Source organism: Bradyrhizobium sp. SZCCHNR1051, from assembly GCF_032489615.1.
In the GTDB taxonomy this organism is placed as follows: Bacteria; Pseudomonadota; Alphaproteobacteria; order Rhizobiales; family Xanthobacteraceae; genus Bradyrhizobium.
The window spans coordinates 15,317-31,517 of record NZ_JAUEYJ010000030.1 but is presented as its reverse complement, the minus strand read 5'-3'; the positions used below and the strand labels follow the sequence as shown (position 1 = coordinate 31,517).

15 protein-coding genes, 1 tRNA gene and 1 pseudogene are annotated in these 16,201 nt (G+C 56.2%); 5 read left to right on the top strand and 12 right to left on the bottom strand.

The features are described 5' to 3' along the window. Positions 1-9 precede the first annotated feature (9 nt). From QW868_RS30215 to QW868_RS30200, 4 genes and pseudogenes are all read left to right on the top strand, one after another. Positions 10-468: an FMN-binding protein gene (locus QW868_RS30215; protein WP_315715594.1), complete on the top strand. Its 459-nt coding sequence runs from the start codon at positions 10-12 to the stop codon at positions 466-468. Then, positions 449-1,339 carry an FAD:protein FMN transferase gene (locus QW868_RS30210; protein WP_316232262.1) on the top strand — a complete coding sequence of 297 codons (891 nt, stop codon included), beginning with the start codon at positions 449-451 and terminating at the stop codon, positions 1,337-1,339. Before QW868_RS30215 ends, QW868_RS30210 begins: the two co-directional genes overlap by 20 nt. Continuing rightward, positions 1,329-1,859, top strand: a complete 531-nt coding sequence (locus QW868_RS30205) for a hypothetical protein (protein WP_315775888.1) — start codon at positions 1,329-1,331, stop codon at positions 1,857-1,859. The genes QW868_RS30210 and QW868_RS30205 overlap by 11 nt, the downstream gene beginning before the upstream one ends. A gap of 93 nt (positions 1,860-1,952) precedes the next feature. Continuing rightward, a pseudogene (locus QW868_RS30200) lies at positions 1,953-2,540 on the top strand (tyrosine-type recombinase/integrase); the annotation flags it as partial. A 17-nt stretch (positions 2,541-2,557) separates the two neighbouring features. Here the strand turns inward: QW868_RS30200 and QW868_RS30195 are convergent. The 11 genes from QW868_RS30195 to QW868_RS30145 all read right to left on the bottom strand — a co-directional run bounded on the left by QW868_RS30195 (position 2,558) and on the right by QW868_RS30145 (position 12,462). Further along, positions 2,558-2,635 (bottom strand) — tRNA-Met (locus QW868_RS30195). 44 nt (positions 2,636-2,679) lie between these two features. Further along, positions 2,680-3,879, bottom strand: a complete 1,200-nt coding sequence (locus tag QW868_RS30190) for a site-specific integrase (protein ID WP_410051338.1) — start codon at positions 3,877-3,879, stop codon at positions 2,680-2,682. Positions 3,880-3,924: 45 nt separating this feature from the next. After that, on the bottom strand, positions 3,925-4,182 hold the full coding sequence (locus QW868_RS30185) for a hypothetical protein (protein ID WP_316232260.1): 258 nt from the start codon (positions 4,180-4,182) through the stop codon (positions 3,925-3,927). A gap of 221 nt (positions 4,183-4,403) precedes the next feature. Beyond that, positions 4,404-5,213 carry a hypothetical protein gene (locus QW868_RS30180; protein WP_316232259.1) on the bottom strand — a complete coding sequence of 270 codons (810 nt, stop codon included), beginning with the start codon at positions 5,211-5,213 and terminating at the stop codon, positions 4,404-4,406. Between the two features lie 1,086 nt (positions 5,214-6,299). Then, entirely contained in the window at positions 6,300-6,623 is a 324-nt protein-coding gene (locus tag QW868_RS30175; protein ID WP_316228064.1) for a DUF3768 domain-containing protein, read from the bottom strand. Between the two features lie 110 nt (positions 6,624-6,733). After that, positions 6,734-7,354 (bottom strand): hypothetical protein, encoded by a 621-nt coding sequence (locus QW868_RS30170; protein WP_316232258.1) that lies wholly within the window; start codon positions 7,352-7,354, stop codon positions 6,734-6,736. 211 nt (positions 7,355-7,565) lie between these two features. After that, complete coding sequence (locus QW868_RS30165; RefSeq protein ID WP_316232257.1) at positions 7,566-8,489, bottom strand: hypothetical protein; 924 nt, start codon at positions 8,487-8,489, stop codon at positions 7,566-7,568. Positions 8,490-8,626: 137 nt separating this feature from the next. Then, positions 8,627-9,202: a site-specific integrase gene (locus tag QW868_RS30160; protein WP_316232256.1), complete on the bottom strand. Its 576-nt coding sequence runs from the start codon at positions 9,200-9,202 to the stop codon at positions 8,627-8,629. Positions 9,203-9,387: 185 nt separating this feature from the next. Continuing rightward, positions 9,388-10,044 carry a hypothetical protein gene (locus QW868_RS30155; protein WP_316232255.1) on the bottom strand — a complete coding sequence of 219 codons (657 nt, stop codon included), beginning with the start codon at positions 10,042-10,044 and terminating at the stop codon, positions 9,388-9,390. Between the two features lie 30 nt (positions 10,045-10,074). After that, a complete protein-coding gene (locus tag QW868_RS30150) occupies positions 10,075-10,665 on the bottom strand; it encodes a hypothetical protein (protein WP_316232254.1) in 591 nt (196 codons plus the stop codon). An 84-nt stretch (positions 10,666-10,749) separates the two neighbouring features. After that, a complete protein-coding gene (locus QW868_RS30145; RefSeq protein WP_316232253.1) occupies positions 10,750-12,462 on the bottom strand; it encodes an AAA family ATPase in 1,713 nt (570 codons plus the stop codon). Between the two features lie 287 nt (positions 12,463-12,749). On the opposite strand from QW868_RS30145, the gene QW868_RS30140 reads away from it, so the two are divergent. Then, the gene (locus QW868_RS30140; protein WP_316232252.1) at positions 12,750-13,547 is read left to right on the top strand and encodes a hypothetical protein; all 798 of its coding nucleotides are present in this window, start codon (positions 12,750-12,752) and stop codon (positions 13,545-13,547) included. Between the two features lie 384 nt (positions 13,548-13,931). Here the strand turns inward: QW868_RS30140 and QW868_RS30135 are convergent, their stop codons facing one another. Beyond that, on the bottom strand, positions 13,932-16,175 hold the full coding sequence (locus tag QW868_RS30135; protein ID WP_316232251.1) for a DUF262 domain-containing protein: 2,244 nt from the start codon (positions 16,173-16,175) through the stop codon (positions 13,932-13,934). Positions 16,176-16,201 lie beyond the last annotated feature (26 nt).

Sequence of the window (16,201 nt, the reverse complement as noted above, 5' to 3'; positions counted from 1 at the left end):
GTGGACGAGATGAGCGATTGGTTGAAATGGACGGCGCCCGCAGTGGCCGTCATGTCGATCGCCGCACCGGCCCATGCCATTCAGTACATGAGCGTCGAAGAGGCGCAGAAGGCCGCTTTTCCGGGAGCCAGCTTTTCCGAAGTCCAGCCGGGCAGGGTATGGAAGGCGAGCAATGGCGGCTACTTCTACTACGATCACGTCGTCGGCAAGCACCTCCTGATCGACTACACGGTTGCCGTCGGACCCGACGGGCGGGTGCGTCGCGTCGACATTCTGAACTATCGCGAATCCTATGGCGGCGAGGTGCACGATGCCAGCTGGCTCGGTCAGTTCGTCGGCAAGAGCAGTCAGAACGAGCTTCGCATCAACTCCGACATTCGCAACATCTCGGGCGCCACGCTGTCCTCGACCCACTTGACCGAGGGCGTTAAGAAGGTGCTGTCGTATCATGCCAGCCACTTCCGCTAGCCTTCGACGAGCACGGGCTCTGCTCGGGACATTCGTCGAGATCGACGTCACGGATGCACACCGCTGCGATGCGGAAAATGCCGTTGAAGCTGCGTTCTCCGTGGTGACCGACGTGCATCGGCTGATGAGTTTCCACGATCCCGACAGCGACGTGTCGCGGCTGAACCGCGCGGCATCGAGCGGCGTCGTGAAGGTGCATTCCTGGACCTACGCCGTGCTGAAGATGGCGCTCGATGTGACCCATCACTCCGACGGCGCCTTCGACGTTGCCGTCGCCGGCGCGGGAAGGCCGTCTGTGGGCTCGACGGCGCAAGCGGATGTCCCGCAGTCGACTGCGATCGAGTTGCTCGCCGACGACCGCGTCCGTTTCCGCGATTCCGCCGTCAAGATCGATCTCGGCGGCATCGCCAAGGGGTTCGCCGTGGACCGCGCGATCGCGGCGTTGCAGAGCCGCGGCGTGCGCTCCGCAATGGTCAATGCAGGTGGGGACCTCGCCGCCTTCGGGCCCGATGCTCGCATCGTCCACATTCGCGACCCGCGTTTCCCAGACAGGCTTTTGTGCCAGGTCGAAGTAAGCAATGGGGCGCTCGCGTCGTCGGCGCGCCGCTTCGACCCGTTTCGATCGATGGAAACAATGGATACAGCGGTCGTCACGCCTTCGACCCGGCTGCCCACAGGGGTGGCCCACGGCGCCACCGTGAGCGCGCCAACCTGCATGGTTGCCGACGCCCTCACCAAGGTCGTGATGGTGGCTGGCCAACAGGCTGCGGCGCCACTGGCGCGCTTCCAGGCGAGCGCGATGTTGATTGCGGCGAACGGCGCCATTCATACGACACCGGACTGGCAAGGAGTTCACCAGCATGCGGCTTAAAGGCTTGTTTCGGTTCGCCCTCTACGGAATTCTCGGACTCTTGTTCGCCAGCGGGGCGCTGTGGATCTATGCCGATCAGATGAAGACCCGCACGGAGCTGGACAGCGAGATGTGGCAGCAGGCCGCCGCATTCCTGCTGAGCATGCATGGCGGAACTGCAATGGTGACGCTGATGCTGCTTGGGGCGCTCGGTCCCGTGCACGTCCAGCGCGCGTGGCGTGCCGGGAAGAATCGAGCGACCGGTATCGTCAGCCTCGCGATGTATGGTCTGCTCATCGCGACGGCGTTCGGGCTCTACTACGTCGGATCCGAAGCGCTTCGGCCCTGGATCAGCACGGTCCACATTGCGTTCGGGCTCGGCGTTCCGGCTGTCATCACCGCCCACATCATCGTCGGCCGCTCGAGCGTTGTCGCCACGGCTCAGTCCGTGCGGCCACAACGTGCGACCTCTCCGACCCTGGTTCCTGCCGATGCGCCTGCCGATGCCGATCTGGTCAACGTCATGAGCAAGGTAGGTTGACCGCATCCGGCGTTGGGCCGAGCAGGTCTCCATCCCGGCAACGACTTCCTTGCTCGCAGTTGGCCAGTCGCCGCATGGAGGAATTCTCCGAGCCGGCGGCCGCTGCGCCATATCGCCCGTTTCTTGCTGATCGGGTTGTACACTGGTACGCGCGCTGGGGCCATCGCGTCGGCTTCGCCTGAGCGCGACGGAGGCCGGTCATTCGTCGATCTCGATCGGGGGATCTTCTATCGCCTCGCGGAGGGCAAGCGAGCGACTAACAAGCGGAAGCCTCCAGTACCGATACCAGGACGGCTTTTGGCGCACATGCGGCGCTGGACGCGGCGCGGCGCAGTGCGTTCGCACTTCGTCGAATGGAACGGCCAGCCGGTCAAATCCGTCAAAACTGGATTTGCGACCGCGGTGCGGCTGTCAGGGCTGTCGCTGAGGGAGGGGAATATCTCGCCGCACACGCTGCGCCACACGGCAGCGACGTGGCTCATGCAGAGGCGCGCCGACCCCTGGCGGGCCTCAGGTTTTCTCGGAATGTCGGTCAAGGTACTGCTCGACACATATGGCCATCATCATCCGGATTACATGCGCGAGGCCGCGGCCGCGATTACGTCAAAGGACCGCAAGCAGAACGTATCGGTGGTCGAAACAGTGGTTGACCTGGAGAGGCACTTGGCCCGCAAGCCGTAAACTATTGACTTTGCGAGTGGGCCCGGCAGGACTCGAACCTGCAACCAGACCGTTATGAGCGATCTGGTTGCGCTTGATGGATATGATTTATCTACGCTTTTTGAGGACGTTCATTCCGAAAATTCGCGTTTGTTCACGGTCAACCGGTCCGCGAGCGGTCCGCGGACCGGGCGGTTAGAACAGAAGGTGTTCGAGCTTTTTTCGTAATTGCGTCCGCCGCCCCGCGTAGGTGGTTAGGGTGATGGTGACCGTAAGTGTCGATCAAAACCTTCACCGACATGCCCAAGAATCCCGCGGCCTCCCATGGATCGACGCCGCGCTGCATCAGCCAAGTTGCTGCGGTGTGGCGCAGCGTGTGCGGTGTCACATTGCCATCGACGAGGTCGAGCCCGGCGACCTCAACAGCCCGAGCAAACGCGTTCTTCACTGACTTGACTGGCTTGCCGTTCCACTCCACGAAGCACGTCGCGATGATTTTCTTGTCTACCCATCGGCGCATGTGAGCCAAGAGGCGATCAGGGAGTGGGGCAGGTGGCTGCCGCTTGTTCGTAGCGCGCTTTCCGCGGACAAGCCTGTAATAGATGCCGGTATTCAGATCGACATATGCACGACCTTCCTCACGCCTCGGTGAGGCAGCCGCAATTGCGGCGGCTCGGGTCCCAGTATACAGCCCGATCAGAATGAACCGCGCAAGGTGACGAAGAGTATGCTTGTCAGTCTTGATCTTAATGCCTTTGTTCTTGCCGCGATGGATGGTCTGCTCCTCACGGTGCCTCCAAGCGGCCCAAAGCAATCGAGCAGCCTCACTCCGCTCCAGCCATCTATCTCGCGCTCGACCCTTCGGCGGGAGAGTCACCGAGATGACCGCGCGGTGAAGATTTTGTCTGGCGTGATGATTGATCGCGGCCCTGAGATTCTCAAGGTCTCGACGAGCGCCGCCGGGACTGCCGCGGTGTTTGACATAGCCGTCGGTCAGAGCCTGCGACATAGCGCCGAGCTTGTGATTTCCGAAGTATTCGTTGATGCGGCCGATTGAGGCATCGAAGCGACGCTGTTGAAGTTTATCCTCAAATTGATCACGCCGATCCGTGTGATAGATCAACAAAACATCGGCGAGCGAAATGTGATCCGCGTCCCTCATTTTGCGCTCAGGGGCGTACTTCGCCGCAATGTACTCGGCGAGGAATTGCTCTGCCGCCTCTGGCGGATGAGTGTCTGACGATCTGGCAATGCACCCCGTGGAGATGCGCTTACCCTTGTCTTTAACGACCCACAATGCTTGACGCCCCGGCTCGGCAGGCCGTTTCCAGAGACGGGGTCCCTTACTTATGTTTGGCATTTTTCCAATTCATGTTCTCGAACGAATGACAAATTGCTCTGATCGCTAAGGCTTGCTTTGCGCTTGCAGGCGGGCGTGTTTCAGACGTGCGCGCAGAGCGTCTTGTGCCGAAACGACGACCTCCGATCCCGATGATACGGACGAGTCGGTCGAGGGGTTTTCCATGGCCGCCGCCTTTGCGGGGATGCGGCATTGCTCCCTCATTCGCTCGATCTCGTTGAGCGTGGTGTAGTGCTTCCCGGCGATGCACTCGATCCGCAGTCGCCCGCGATTGGCCTCGCGCCGCAATCCTGATGCGGTCATTGAGCCGTCGGGGAAGGCTAACTTTGCTGCTGTAGAAAGTCGGAGGGGAGCGTCGGGCGCGACCTGCCCAAGAGTCAAATCCATAACCAGTCTGCCGTCGCCGTCACTCGCGGCGAAGTTGGGTGTGACTGGTCTTAAGACTCAGTAGGATTTCAGCGTCGGGTATAGACGCACAATTATGTTAGTCTAAAAACAGCAGTAAAGTCAAGCAAAACAGCAGATTATCGCGTCCTAAGGAGGGGGAGCGAGGGATCGTCTCCGTAGCGAATCATTCGACCTAGGAAACCCTGCCGATCCAACAGGACTGCTAGTTCTGCTTTCTGAGACGCGGATAGGGGAGACTTCTTAGTGTCGGCATTGCCGCGCCTATCAATGGTAGGCTCTCGGTCGTAGAAGTAAGACTTGAAGCTATAGGTTGCTGTCCTGATCAGATCGCGATCATCGGTCTTTTGTTCGTGGACTACCACTGTCTTCTTTGTATCCTCGTCGGCAGGATAATGCTCGCGCAGTGCGCGGGCGATGCGCTCCTCTTTGCCGGTTCGCGTCAAAAGCAAGTAAATATGGGGACGCCACTTTGAAGCGCGGCCGTCCGTAAAATTCTGGATTGCATAGTCGAAGCCGCCAAGTATCAGCGCCCTGTTGATGTCGCTACGTGCGACCTGCTTTCTCAGGCGACCTTTGACGAGGTCCCATCGAAACCGGTTTAATTCGCCTATGTTGAAGAACAGGTCTGCGGGAGTGATGGTTACCGTGTACCAGCCTTCGGGGTCCCTCGACATGTAGGACGCAATTTGCGATCCCCACCACCGACGGAAGTCACGGAGGCAGCGCGGACATGCCGCCGAACGACATCTTCCCAAACCGCATGCGCTGATGCGTCGGCCGAGCTTGCGACCGGAATCTAAGTTCGAGAGATGCTGCGCGAGCTGCCTACGCGCATCCCTAGCTTGTTCGACGCTTTCGAATTTCTGGAGCTTGGTCTCGGGGTCAAAGTTGTCGTCAATTTCCGCTGAATAAAAGTCGAACTTCACAGCCACCTCACGAAGACCGATTCACCTGGAATCTTTACAACACGGTACGGACGCCGAATACCAGAGGCACTTGAACCCGATCCTACTTCCGCGTCGTGGTGGATCACGGACTAGTCCGCCATTAGAAACACAAGGTAATCACGGACAAAACTTTGCCGCGACAACGACGGCTTTGTAGCGTGGGTCAATTGGATTCAGGAGCAGTGTGTCCGCGACTATCATGAAATTCAGTGGCGGACAAGTCCGTGACTTGATGCGGTCGTCGCGTGCAGGTCGCAGACAAGATGAAGGTCGAGGACGGGTCCTCGACTGAAATCGGCCTGCTGATCAGTCAGTACTTTCGATGGGCTCCGGATTGAAAGGCCAGTGGCTTGCAGTGTCTCACTTGTAATATATACAGAGCAGAGAGAGCGTCGAATGAGGTAGAGAGAGCACGACCACGATTTACTAGTTTATAGCAGTGATGACGCAAACCACGCAGAACACCGACTGGCATTCGCGGCCAATCAGGTGGTTCGCAATAGGGGCCATCTTACCCAGCGGTTTCCGGGCCCCAATCACATAGCCGCCTGTGAGAGAAGCGTACTGGTGTCGGATTGCTTTGAGGAGCTTGGGAATCTCGGAAACCATGAAGAGCTTTCCGAACTGACAGCGAGACTCAAGCTGGCGCTATGGCCGACGAGGCTGGAATTTGGATAAACCGCTTAGTACGCTCGCCCGTTAGCTGAAGGGGCGGTTTTCTGAACAGAAGAGACGAGCCCCGCCAAAGATAGGTGGGGCTCGTTTCGTTTCTTAGTGGCAGGAGGGACGGATTGACGATGCACAGCGCCGTTGCGAGCCTCGCAAGTCCGAACGGCCGAAATGGGCTGCCAAGCCGTCGCGCGTGGTCGAGCACTGCTTTCTGGCTCATGAAGCACCCAGCATTAAGGCAATGTTCTGCCGCGCAGGCTGCGAGACTTGACTTATATGGGCGGGATCGAGCGAGGCAAACGCAATCCCAGCCTGTTGGTTATGACCCGTATCGCTGAGGCGCTTTCCCTGCCTTTGACTTCTGACTAATGGTGGTGTGGTCCGCCTAGAGGCCAGCTAATATTCTTCGGCCAGCATCAGGGTGATCACCCGCCGAGTGACAGCGGGGTCGGCTGGGTCAGGTGAACCGAATTCAAAGTTCGTGTCGAAGTATTCGATTTTGAAAATTATGGACGAACTCTCGAACTCGAACATACCGAAATCATGCTCGCCGTGCGGATCGTTGGCCATACAGAAATCGTCGAACGTCGCTATAGCTGTCACGAGACGCTGAACGGCCTCTGGTCCGAGCGCGGCAATGCCGGGCGTCATGAACGCCTTGCCGCCCGTGAGAGTCGTTCGAAGCTGATCATTGAGCGCACGAATCCGTTCAACCGACATGGTTGCTTTCTCCGCTGATGTTTGGGGGATTGCCAGAATCTGTCCGGCGCATGGATAGGGGCTTGGCTCGGGCTGCGGCCCGAGCCAATTTGCAGACGAGGGTGGGTAGATCAGCCGGGGCCGGGGTTGACCAACGCGACCGTGTTGATGTGCCTGATGAACTTCGGCAGCTTGGGTGCGTCGCGATACCGCAAGGTCAGAATCTCTTCCTCGCGCTTTATAACGACCGCCTCCCACCAGCCATCGTCAGGCGACTCATGGGCCAGCACCATGTGGCCGACGGTGATTTCCTCCCAACTGCGCGGCAAGCCCGATGTTACCGGCGAGATGCACCTCACGTGGTCCGTCGCAGCATCCGTTTCGCCTTTTGCCTGAGGGTTCTCGGACGTAAGACCCGGAACATCGGCTCTTTCGGCGGTAGGCTCTCCGTCTGCAAGCGGACCCGCCGCTTCCAGTATCTTGTCGTAGAGTTCGCGCCTGATATTCGGGACGAACAGCCTTACGACCTTGCCGCCGCCGTAAACTCGTCCTACCGGCAGCTTCATACCCAAGGCCGACACTGCTGCCGGTTGGTCGATCAATACGCGGCACTTTAGGTCGATGGCCGCAGACACGATGCTGTCCTTTAGCTCGGCGAACCGAGCGCCGCGCGGCTTACCGTTGGCGTCCAGTCCTATGATGTAGACCGGATCAACCTTTGCCGGTTCGGTCTTCCCAGTTTTCTTGCCCATTGAGCAGCTCCTAGAAATGCGAAAGGGAGCCGCAGGGCTCCCTCAATCCGCGAGTGGAACAGTCATTTCAGACCCGAAGGGTGGGGCAAAAGTATTCCCGGAAGTATCTCCAAGTCTAAAATGTGCAAAGTCGTGAATCGACCTTGCCTATACAGTATACGCTAATAAATGGTCGAGAACAAGCATCTGAAAGTGCGTTAAATATCTGAAATTACGTCGATTTTATCGGTTTTCGACCGCAGATTCGAAAGAGATAGCAGTAGCTGATTTGGCACGCCTCGCGGTCGTCAATTCGATTGCCATTGCACAGGTCTAGGCCGTCCGCGGCGCAGAACCGCCATATGGCGTGCTGGACAAAACGCGGAAACGTCTCTGGAAAGCTCGGATTGAAGGAGCGGGCATCGATCCGCTCTGCGGCATCTCGGATAATCTCGGCGCAACCGCCCGTGGCATAGCAGGCTGGGCCGTATCGATGGGAAAGGCCGCAGCCTTCCACGATGCCGGTGCGGTGCAAGAAATTGTGGACCAAGGTATCAATGACGACCATGGCCTTTCCGGTCTCGAACCAACCGGGCCGGTGGTTACGCACGCCTATCATTAGCCACGACAGCGCATTGGTCAGGACCTTGTCGGCCACGCCGAAAACGTCTCGAAGAGGGCCGATCACGGCTTCCTGTCGGGCGCGCTCCAGATCGGCGTTAGATGCGCCTGTGGCGGCTTCCAATTGGCTATCGACCCAGCCAATGAGATCGCCGCGAGCCACGTCCCGGACGAACAAGAAGAACGAGAATGCGGTCTGATTCAGTCGCCCGTTCCGGAGGTGTGGACGAGGTACTGGACATGCGTCGATATGATCGGGCTCGGCACAGGTGATGCTCCCCTTGTCGTATCGGCAGCTCCCGTAGTCCCAGAAGGTTCGGAGCTTTGGGCAGGAGGGCGAATTTCGGAGGCTGGCTTCCATTTTGGACCACGACGCCCTCCCATGCTTCTCCATGTAGCTACGGGCAACCTGATCGGAGATGCCCTGAAAGCTGAACGCCGTTAGGAGCCAATCGAAAATGGGCGGTGTGCTGCTCGACGCGACAGCTTGATCCAAGCCCGCGTAACGAAATTCGTCGTCGATCTCATCGAGCAACGATAATGATCCAGCGACTGTGCAGACGGTGCGGATCAAAGCGTCGGCTTGACTCTGTGGTTCAGGATGCTCGCGAAACGGGGCACTCAGCGTTGCCGCCTTCCGTTGCGGCGGTCGTGGATAAGGCGAGCGGGGCCCTAGATCAGAGATACCAACCTCCGCTGGGCGTCACTGTCGCCATCGATATACCCTTGCGTGGTCTGGATCGAGCGATGTCCAGCAAGCAACTGAACATCGCGCAACGAGCCACCGGCTCTATGTACAAGCCTAGCCGCCCGAGTGATAAATGTTCGGCGACCTGAATGTGAGGAGCAGCCTTTCAAATCCAGCGCTTTGAACGCGCGGTGAAACCAGACAACGATACTCAGCGGCGTCATTGCGCCGCCTTGCTGTGACCGAATGACCGGCCCTTGATTTACGCCTAACTGCCTTACTGCGGAAAGCGCCTCTCGCAGGTCGGCGTGCAGCGGAACGGACCTCCCGCTACGCTTCTTTGCGATCTTGTCTTGAAGCTCGATAGTGCTGCCGACTTCGCCGCTCGGGTCGAGCACCATATCCCAGGTCAGTTTGGCTATCTCTGCAGCGCGAAGACCGGCCTTAACCGAAAGCAGAACGATCAAGCGGTTGCGTAACGGATGGCGAGAGCGCTCGGCGAAAAGGAGGAGATCGTCGATATGATCGGCCGAAAGTGTCTTGGCTTGCTTGCCTGCCATGTCACTCAGAATGAATATCAATCGATTCTAGAGTGCTCTGATCGATATGCAACCGGAAATTTAGCACCATTGCACTTCGGCAAGGTTTCTATGAAAAGCTTATCGTTTGCAGCCGACTTATCTGCCTGAATTGGCGCGGCGTGCCTTTACTCGATCATCTATAGTGTAGAGGTAGCAACTCTGACTTAGCCGCCGGGCTTGCCGTCGCTAGTAGTCTGAGATAGCAGAATTTGGCCAAGATGCTGGAAGTGACGTGTTCGTGCCGGTGCAAAGAACCGTCGATACTCATCTTCTGAATAGACGTATGACTTGTCGTTGTTGCAGTAATAGCAAACCAGCGCACAGTTCTCCGGCGAGTAGCCGCCGTCGGCGTTCTTACGCTCAAGCTCAAGGCAGGGGCCGCGCTTCCCGTCGGTGTTCACTCTTCTGGCTTTGAGCAAGCCAGCGTCGATAAGTTCGCTGATCAGGCCAATCGATGTTTTACAGTAAGCGCAGCAACCGTTCTGCTCGTCGATCCTATTCATCCACCAATCAACGAGCTCGGCCGCGCTAGAGAAGCCTCCTAACAGTCCATGACGCTTTTGTGAGTAGAGACTCTTCACCCGAATGCGTTCGCTCGCGCGGAAATTGTCGGTACGGTGCTTGGAGTCAAGATCGATTTGATTGTTCACATTGGCCCCTTCTAATTCCTCAAGTTTCGATTGCAAACAAAGCAGTGAATGCCGCCGTCCTGAGTGCGATATCGTCAATAGTCCGAATTTTCGAGGAAGAAAGATTTGCCCTCCGCGGGGGATCGACAACACCTTTTGAATATTCAGAGGCGCAAGTGTCGTTCCGCTCATCGACGCATCACAATCTGCGAACGGCACCTGTCAGCACCACTTTGTACCCCAAAGCACGCATATTTCGCGGAACGCGTTCGCGTGTTCCACCCTCAGTCGTTCAATTGCAATTTCGATTTCGCCCCCGAGGCGTCCGCCGCCCAAAATATTGAGGTAAACCAAAAGCAGCGGCGTCGTCGTGTATCCTTTGTCGGCTTTCTTCTTAATTCCCTTCGCCAGTTGATGTGCGATTGTTTCTCCGAGCTGGGGATCAAAATGCCGAACGCTTTGTTCTGCTTCGCAACGATATTCGTCGCCGCGCTTTCTGCCGGGGTCCAAAATCTCGGTTACTTCGATATCAATAGTTTCATTCGCGCTTCGGAACTGCCCATCGTTCAGCCGTTCCCGCTGTCGAACCAGCCTAACCGACTGCACGGCGCGATGCTTGGCGAACGCAGCAATCGGAATTGCATCTAGCAAGAAGCCCGCATTCGCTCTGTTGAAAAGCGTAGATGACTTAACGAGCGAGTCGAACGCCCTGACTTTGGATACGAATTCCTGGGGCGTCTGCCACGAGGTTAGAGCTTCGTGCGCTGCGCTCAGTTCGGCATCGGAAGGCTCGCGGTCAGCGCAGTCCGTCATGCGATTGCTCCTTTACGGTTATCCCGAATGCGTAAATTGAACCGCCCGCGCTTCCCCTCCTTGACGGCTCCGGTCAGTGTCAGGCTAGTGCTGGGGCGGCCAGATCGCGCCTGCTATAGCCTGAAGCCGGGGAAGCTTTAGAAACTCGGTCGGTTCGTAGATGCGCGGATTGGCTTGTATCTCCTGCTGTAGAAGGGCGGTAAGTCGGCCGAGCACTGGTTTTCCACGCCTCATGAGGGTTGGACTCGCGGCATAATCAGCATTTGCTTGGGTTGATATGGCCCCGTGGTTCACCTGTACGCCGTTTTGCCGATCCTTGAACGCTTGTGTTGTCCGCTGATTGATGATCGCTTCGACTGACTTCGAGGCCATTTCCAGGGTAGCTTGGTCGATAAGCTGCTGTATCCGCTCCTGCGAAGCGGCTGGATTGAGGGAATGGAGGTGCGCTGCATTGATGAAATAGGATTCAACGTCGCTTCCGTCGGTGACAAACGGGTAAATCTGAGCCGCGGTGAGTCTCTGGTCGAACCTTTGGGTTTCGGCATCGCCCATATAGTCACGGTCGCGGTGGACGATGAGTTTGACGTGGGGGGCCTTATCCGAAAGGAAGCCTCCGAGAACCAGAGCTGAATCCAACTTTGTACATCCTGAATAGGATGCGATCTCGATGTCGTCGTCAACAAAACCGTTGCTCAAGAGCAGAGCCCGCAGGCCGTCTGTGGCGCTATCTTCCGTTGCGATTACACAGCGTGTTTCTCCGTCTGCGAAGTAATCAATCGAGTCGAGCGCGCCCAGATCGAGTAGGACTGATGTCGTGTTGGCATCGGGCGAGTCAACCTTTGCACCTTTATTCAGCCAAATGGTTCTTCCTCTTCCGGTCACTGAGTTTAGAACATGTCGAGAGTGCGTGCTGATGAGGGCCTGGAAATCGCGTTCCTTAGCGACCTTGAAAACTAAGTCGCAGAGAAGGCGCTGGTTGTCCGGATGCAGATGGGAATCTGGCTCATCGAGAATGAGCACCTGAGGGCTGAATAAGTGGATATAGGCAAGGATTTGGGAAGCTTGCAGGACGGACGTGCCCGCGGCATCCATCGGTAGGCGTGAGCCTCCGGGAAATTGGAAAAAGATGTTTATGTGCTCGTCTGTTGCAGGTTCCCATTCGATATCGACATCGATTCCTGGAAATATGAAGCGCATATCGGAAAGGAAGCGGTCGAAGGTCGAATCGTCATCAGTCAGCATGCGGATGACGTTTCGGAGGGCCAAGTTGGCATCTCCACGGGCAACGATGCGCCGTACAACGCCGGGCGACATGTAGCGTTCCTCCTTCGGGACGCCCGCGAGCCCTGGCGCATACACCGTGAATGGCGACTCCAAGTTCATTAGCTGCTCGCCGATTGTCCTCCCTGAAATCGAGACCGCTAGATTTCGATTGCGGCCACGCCTCAAGCCAACGATGCAGACATTCGCTTCTACGTCCCGAAACTCGATTTCTATTTGGGTGAGCTTGTCTTCCGTGAGCACCGCGTTCGTGCTGAGCGAGAGAACGTCGCCTACAGGCGAGTACAGAAGCTGCGCAGGGTTGTAGGAAAGCTCGAACTTGTCATTTCGCCATGAGATGCCTTCTCCGACGAGGTCGGCAGTCTGCGCAACTGAAACAGCAAAATGGATCGCTTGAAGTACGCTGCTCTTGCCCGAGTTATTTTCCCCGATTAGAAGCGTTACCTCCTCGAGGGGCACTTCGATCTCTGCGATGCGCTTAAATCGACGAACAATGACGGAGGAAATGCGGGCCACGGGGCGACTCGTTGAGTTGAAAGCCTTGCCAATATCAGCTTTTCCGTGTGCTTAATAGTCATCTGAGCACTTCTTTGCGCATTTCGACGGGCTTCTTGGATGGTCTGGAGTCTGCGGCGAAGACAGCGGGTAACTTAAAAGCGCAAATTGGTACGGGTGGGCTAGTCGTCAGAGCGCTCGTCTCGGGTACGAGACCCATAGCGTCTCTAAACAGAAAGTTGAAAAGTGATCGAGTGAGCCTTCCGAGAGTCGGCAGGCGAATGGAAAGCCCGAGCAGGTTAAGCACGATGACGCCGCACCAACTTCGCCGAAAGATTAAGGGCTTTGAGCCTGCTCCACCGATTACGCTTAGTTTCCAGAGAGCGTTGATCAAGCAAGGAACGTGGAGCGCTGATGGTGTTTGGTACAGATCGCAAAAAGAGCACTGGCTGGGTTGGCTTTCGGAATATGATGGGCCGGGAGCTTACGGTCGCAAAGCGCTGGTCGTGCGCTCGGCGGAATTTGCTTACAACCATGTTGTCTGTCCACCAATGGTCCTTTGGTTAGGGGAGGCCAGTGGCGTCAACACGTCGCTAATAATGCGAGCCAAGAAGGCGGCACTTGAGGCATCTCGAAGCCTTCAGGGTAAGTGCGCTGCTATTCGCAAGGTCGTTCCTTGGTCAAAGATCGAGGAGTTGTTATTCAATTCTGCAACAAAGGACACTTCGATCCGTGCTTACGCCATCAAAGAGCTTCTACAAGCAGTGGGACGACTTCCGGCCACCGCGCCTCAGTCGGATAAACTCTCTAAAGGTGGCTACGAAACTCACCGGGATCACTGGATAAGATGGCTCAAGGAATATGACGGACCGGGCTATTATGGACGTTGCGACTGGAATGTAGATGCCCGAGCCGTATACCAGCGTCTTGCCAATGGGCGTATGATTGTGTGGCTTAGTGAGGCTGCAGGTGAGGACCCCAAGCTAATCAGAAGGGCTATTGCCGCGATGAAATGTCACGGCAATGGTCGAAAACAAACCGAAGCCAAGATCGTTCGATCTCACTTGCCCTGGGAGCAGGTCGCGGCACTACTTTTCGAACGATAGCGTGAGCACAGCATTGGTATGGCCACATCGCGCCAAAATTGTAGGGAGACGTGACCACTAGACATTCCTCCGTGCGCGTACTGCTCTACAAAAATCGAGTCGTCCTCTTCTAATATGTTCTTACTCGGCAACTCGTGACCGGTCAGTCTCTTAAACGTGTCTTCCAGAAAAGCTATTAGGTTAGCCTCTGTCGCCGGAAGTGAAGCCTTCTGCAGCGCTCGTTTCATATCTTGCCAGAGAAAAGGATCACCGCGCAGCCCCCATTGCGTTGGTTCTGATCTGAAGAGCCCTAGCAAATCCGAATTTTTCGAAGACATGGCCTCCTCCCCCAAAGCGACGAGCGAATGACTTCTCGGAATGTGTTCCAACCCGTGCGTTGTCGGGCTACTGAGCAGTCTGCTTCTTCAGCACTTGATCAAACCAAAGAATCGCAGCCTCTCCCCGTTTCCGGACAATCTCGCTTACGGCTCGACTATGCCTGATGCCGTTTCTGAGTTCAGCTAGTTGATCAAACTCCGCCGCGAGCGCTTCTTTAGTCGAAAAGCGGGGCTCGAACCGAGGCCATAGGGCCTTACTTGTGATAACCTCTTGCAGCTCCCGAAGATCGAAATATTCGAGTTTTCCAGCAAGGTTCTGATACGACTCCGCATCGAGAGACGCGTTTTTCTTGACCGCTCGTGCGATCCGCTCGTCAACCTTCTGCAGCACATGCGGCGGGACATCGTTGTGGTCCCCCCCGAGGGTAGTTTCGACTGCCTTTCGCAAGTTAAGTTCTATCTGCTCAGTCGCCGTATCTAGCTCGCGAAGCCGAGGCGACAAATCTAACCGTTCCTTGATCAGCAGGTTTTCAATTGCATCCTGAAGCGTTCGCTGGCGCTCGGCGATAAATGCGTCAAAATCATCTGGACCGAACGGATCACGCAGCAAGATGTCGAATGCCGTTGGTGAAATAAAATGGGATTCAAGGATACCCCGCACGGTCGCTTCGCCGCTCTGTGCGATCAATTCCGGCAGATATTCATTGGGTAGGCGAGCCTTGATTACATTTCGGTTTGTATCAGCCGTCAGCGGCGTGCGGTTCAATATCGATCCGGCTAACCCACCCTTGATGTGCTTCTTTCCCCAAGAGTCGGGAACGATGTGGTGGTCATCGAGGTCGCCATGCTGCGGCACGTCGCCTGTCATCCAATCTCTTGCTCCTTGGAGAACGAGCAGATTGAATATGCCGTTGTAGACCGATGTTCCTCGCTTTACCTCCTTCCTGAGGTCGAGGTTTCGAAACCGCTGCGCAAATTCCGGAATGAGTGATGGCTCAGCCGCATCATCATCGAACCATGCTTTGATGTCCAGGAAATCACGTGCGCTAGTCGATTCGACCGAACCAGAATATCGATTATTGAATACTGACGCCCAATACCAATGTCGGAGTTTCCGGCGCGCATCGAGCTGCCGAGCGGGTGGCAAAGTTTTGGCGTGAGCGCGCAGGGCTGCAAATACAGGAAGTATCGATACGTAAGGTAAGAATGAAGAGCTTACTGCGCCATATTCTTGTGGATGCATTAGGACTTTGATTGCGTCCGCCAATGCGTCTACGGCTTCCTTCCAGCGAGCCTCAAAGACAACGATGTCGGAAACAAGAATCTCCTTGCGGCGCGTTCCATCGGGATCTCGCACGGGCTTTTCTTGCCCCGGCAAAAGGAAATAAAGATATTTCGGCGAACAGTAGCTTTGCCGAAGAATGCTCATCACCTGAAGGATGTAAACATTCATCTTCTCCGTATCCACGTCGCTCAAACGAGGTGCTGCATCACGCCACATTTGTTTTAGTTGCAAACCTTTAGGTTTCAGAAGTGCGTTCACGAGATCGAATACGTCGAGTCGAACGCCGCGGCTGTTGATCTGAGTGAAGATGTCGCAGACCTTATCTACCTCCAGGTCCTTGTTCAGTTCGTTGTATGAAATCTGATATTGGCCGGTAATACCTTGGAGATGAACCCCAAAGTCTGAAGCGTTCTTGGCGTGGTTGTGAGCTTCCGCGGCAGCTTCGGCATCTTCTGCGGCTTCAGCCTCCGCCGCCTTTCTTTTCCAGAATCCCTCATATCCCTGGACCCAGTTGGGCAACTCCCAGCCAGTTGCCCCGATCACAGAGAATGGGAACATGTGCGTCGAGTACTGGGCTTCCTTGTTAGCAAGTACCTTGGCCCATCGGCGCGTCAGCCACTCGTATCCAAACGCTTCATCATACTCTTCAGCCATGAATTTCTTCACATCGACAAAATAGAAAAATCGGTTTGACCGGTTTGGAAGCGGGATATCAGGCGCGAGAAATGCATAGTAGATTGCGGTGAGCCGCTGCTGTCCATCGAGTACTATGTATTCGGGCTTTTCACTGCCCTTGTGGCCGTAAACCCCCTCGCACGATAATGCTTCAAAATTCTCTGGCTTGCCCTTCCAGAGAAGCAAGCTTCCAATGTAGTAGTCGAGAAAAATCGACCGCATCAATTCTCGAATGTCCCAAGGCTTCCACTCAAACTCTCTTTGGAAGTCGGGAATAACGAAGCGTCCCTCGCGCAGCCAACTCACCAGTGTATTCAGGCTCAAGTGATCAGGCTTCTGCGCGTCCCTCATCTTAGCTCCTAGAATCTGAGGCTTGT

Bases quoted from the DNA above. Each gene is read 5' to 3' on its own strand.
- QW868_RS30215 (WP_315715594.1), top strand. From the start codon at position 10: ATGAGCGATTGGTTGAAATGGACGGCGCCCGCAGTGGCCGTCATGTCG.
- QW868_RS30210 (WP_316232262.1), top strand. From the start codon at position 449: ATGCCAGCCACTTCCGCTAGCCTTCGACGAGCACGGGCTCTGCTCGGG.
- QW868_RS30205 (WP_315775888.1), top strand. From the start codon at position 1,329: ATGCGGCTTAAAGGCTTGTTTCGGTTCGCCCTCTACGGAATTCTCGGA.
- QW868_RS30190 (WP_410051338.1), bottom strand. From the start codon at position 3,879: ATGCCAAACATAAGTAAGGGACCCCGTCTCTGGAAACGGCCTGCCGAG.
- QW868_RS30185 (WP_316232260.1), bottom strand. From the start codon at position 4,182: ATGACCGCATCAGGATTGCGGCGCGAGGCCAATCGCGGGCGACTGCGG.
- QW868_RS30175 (WP_316228064.1), bottom strand. From the start codon at position 6,623: ATGTCGGTTGAACGGATTCGTGCGCTCAATGATCAGCTTCGAACGACT.
- QW868_RS30170 (WP_316232258.1), bottom strand. From the start codon at position 7,354: ATGGGCAAGAAAACTGGGAAGACCGAACCGGCAAAGGTTGATCCGGTC.
- QW868_RS30160 (WP_316232256.1), bottom strand. From the start codon at position 9,202: ATGGCAGGCAAGCAAGCCAAGACACTTTCGGCCGATCATATCGACGAT.
- QW868_RS30155 (WP_316232255.1), bottom strand. From the start codon at position 10,044: ATGAGCGGAACGACACTTGCGCCTCTGAATATTCAAAAGGTGTTGTCG.
- QW868_RS30150 (WP_316232254.1), bottom strand. From the start codon at position 10,665: ATGACGGACTGCGCTGACCGCGAGCCTTCCGATGCCGAACTGAGCGCA.
- QW868_RS30140 (WP_316232252.1), top strand. From the start codon at position 12,750: ATGACGCCGCACCAACTTCGCCGAAAGATTAAGGGCTTTGAGCCTGCT.
- QW868_RS30135 (WP_316232251.1), bottom strand. From the start codon at position 16,175: ATGAGGGACGCGCAGAAGCCTGATCACTTGAGCCTGAATACACTGGTG.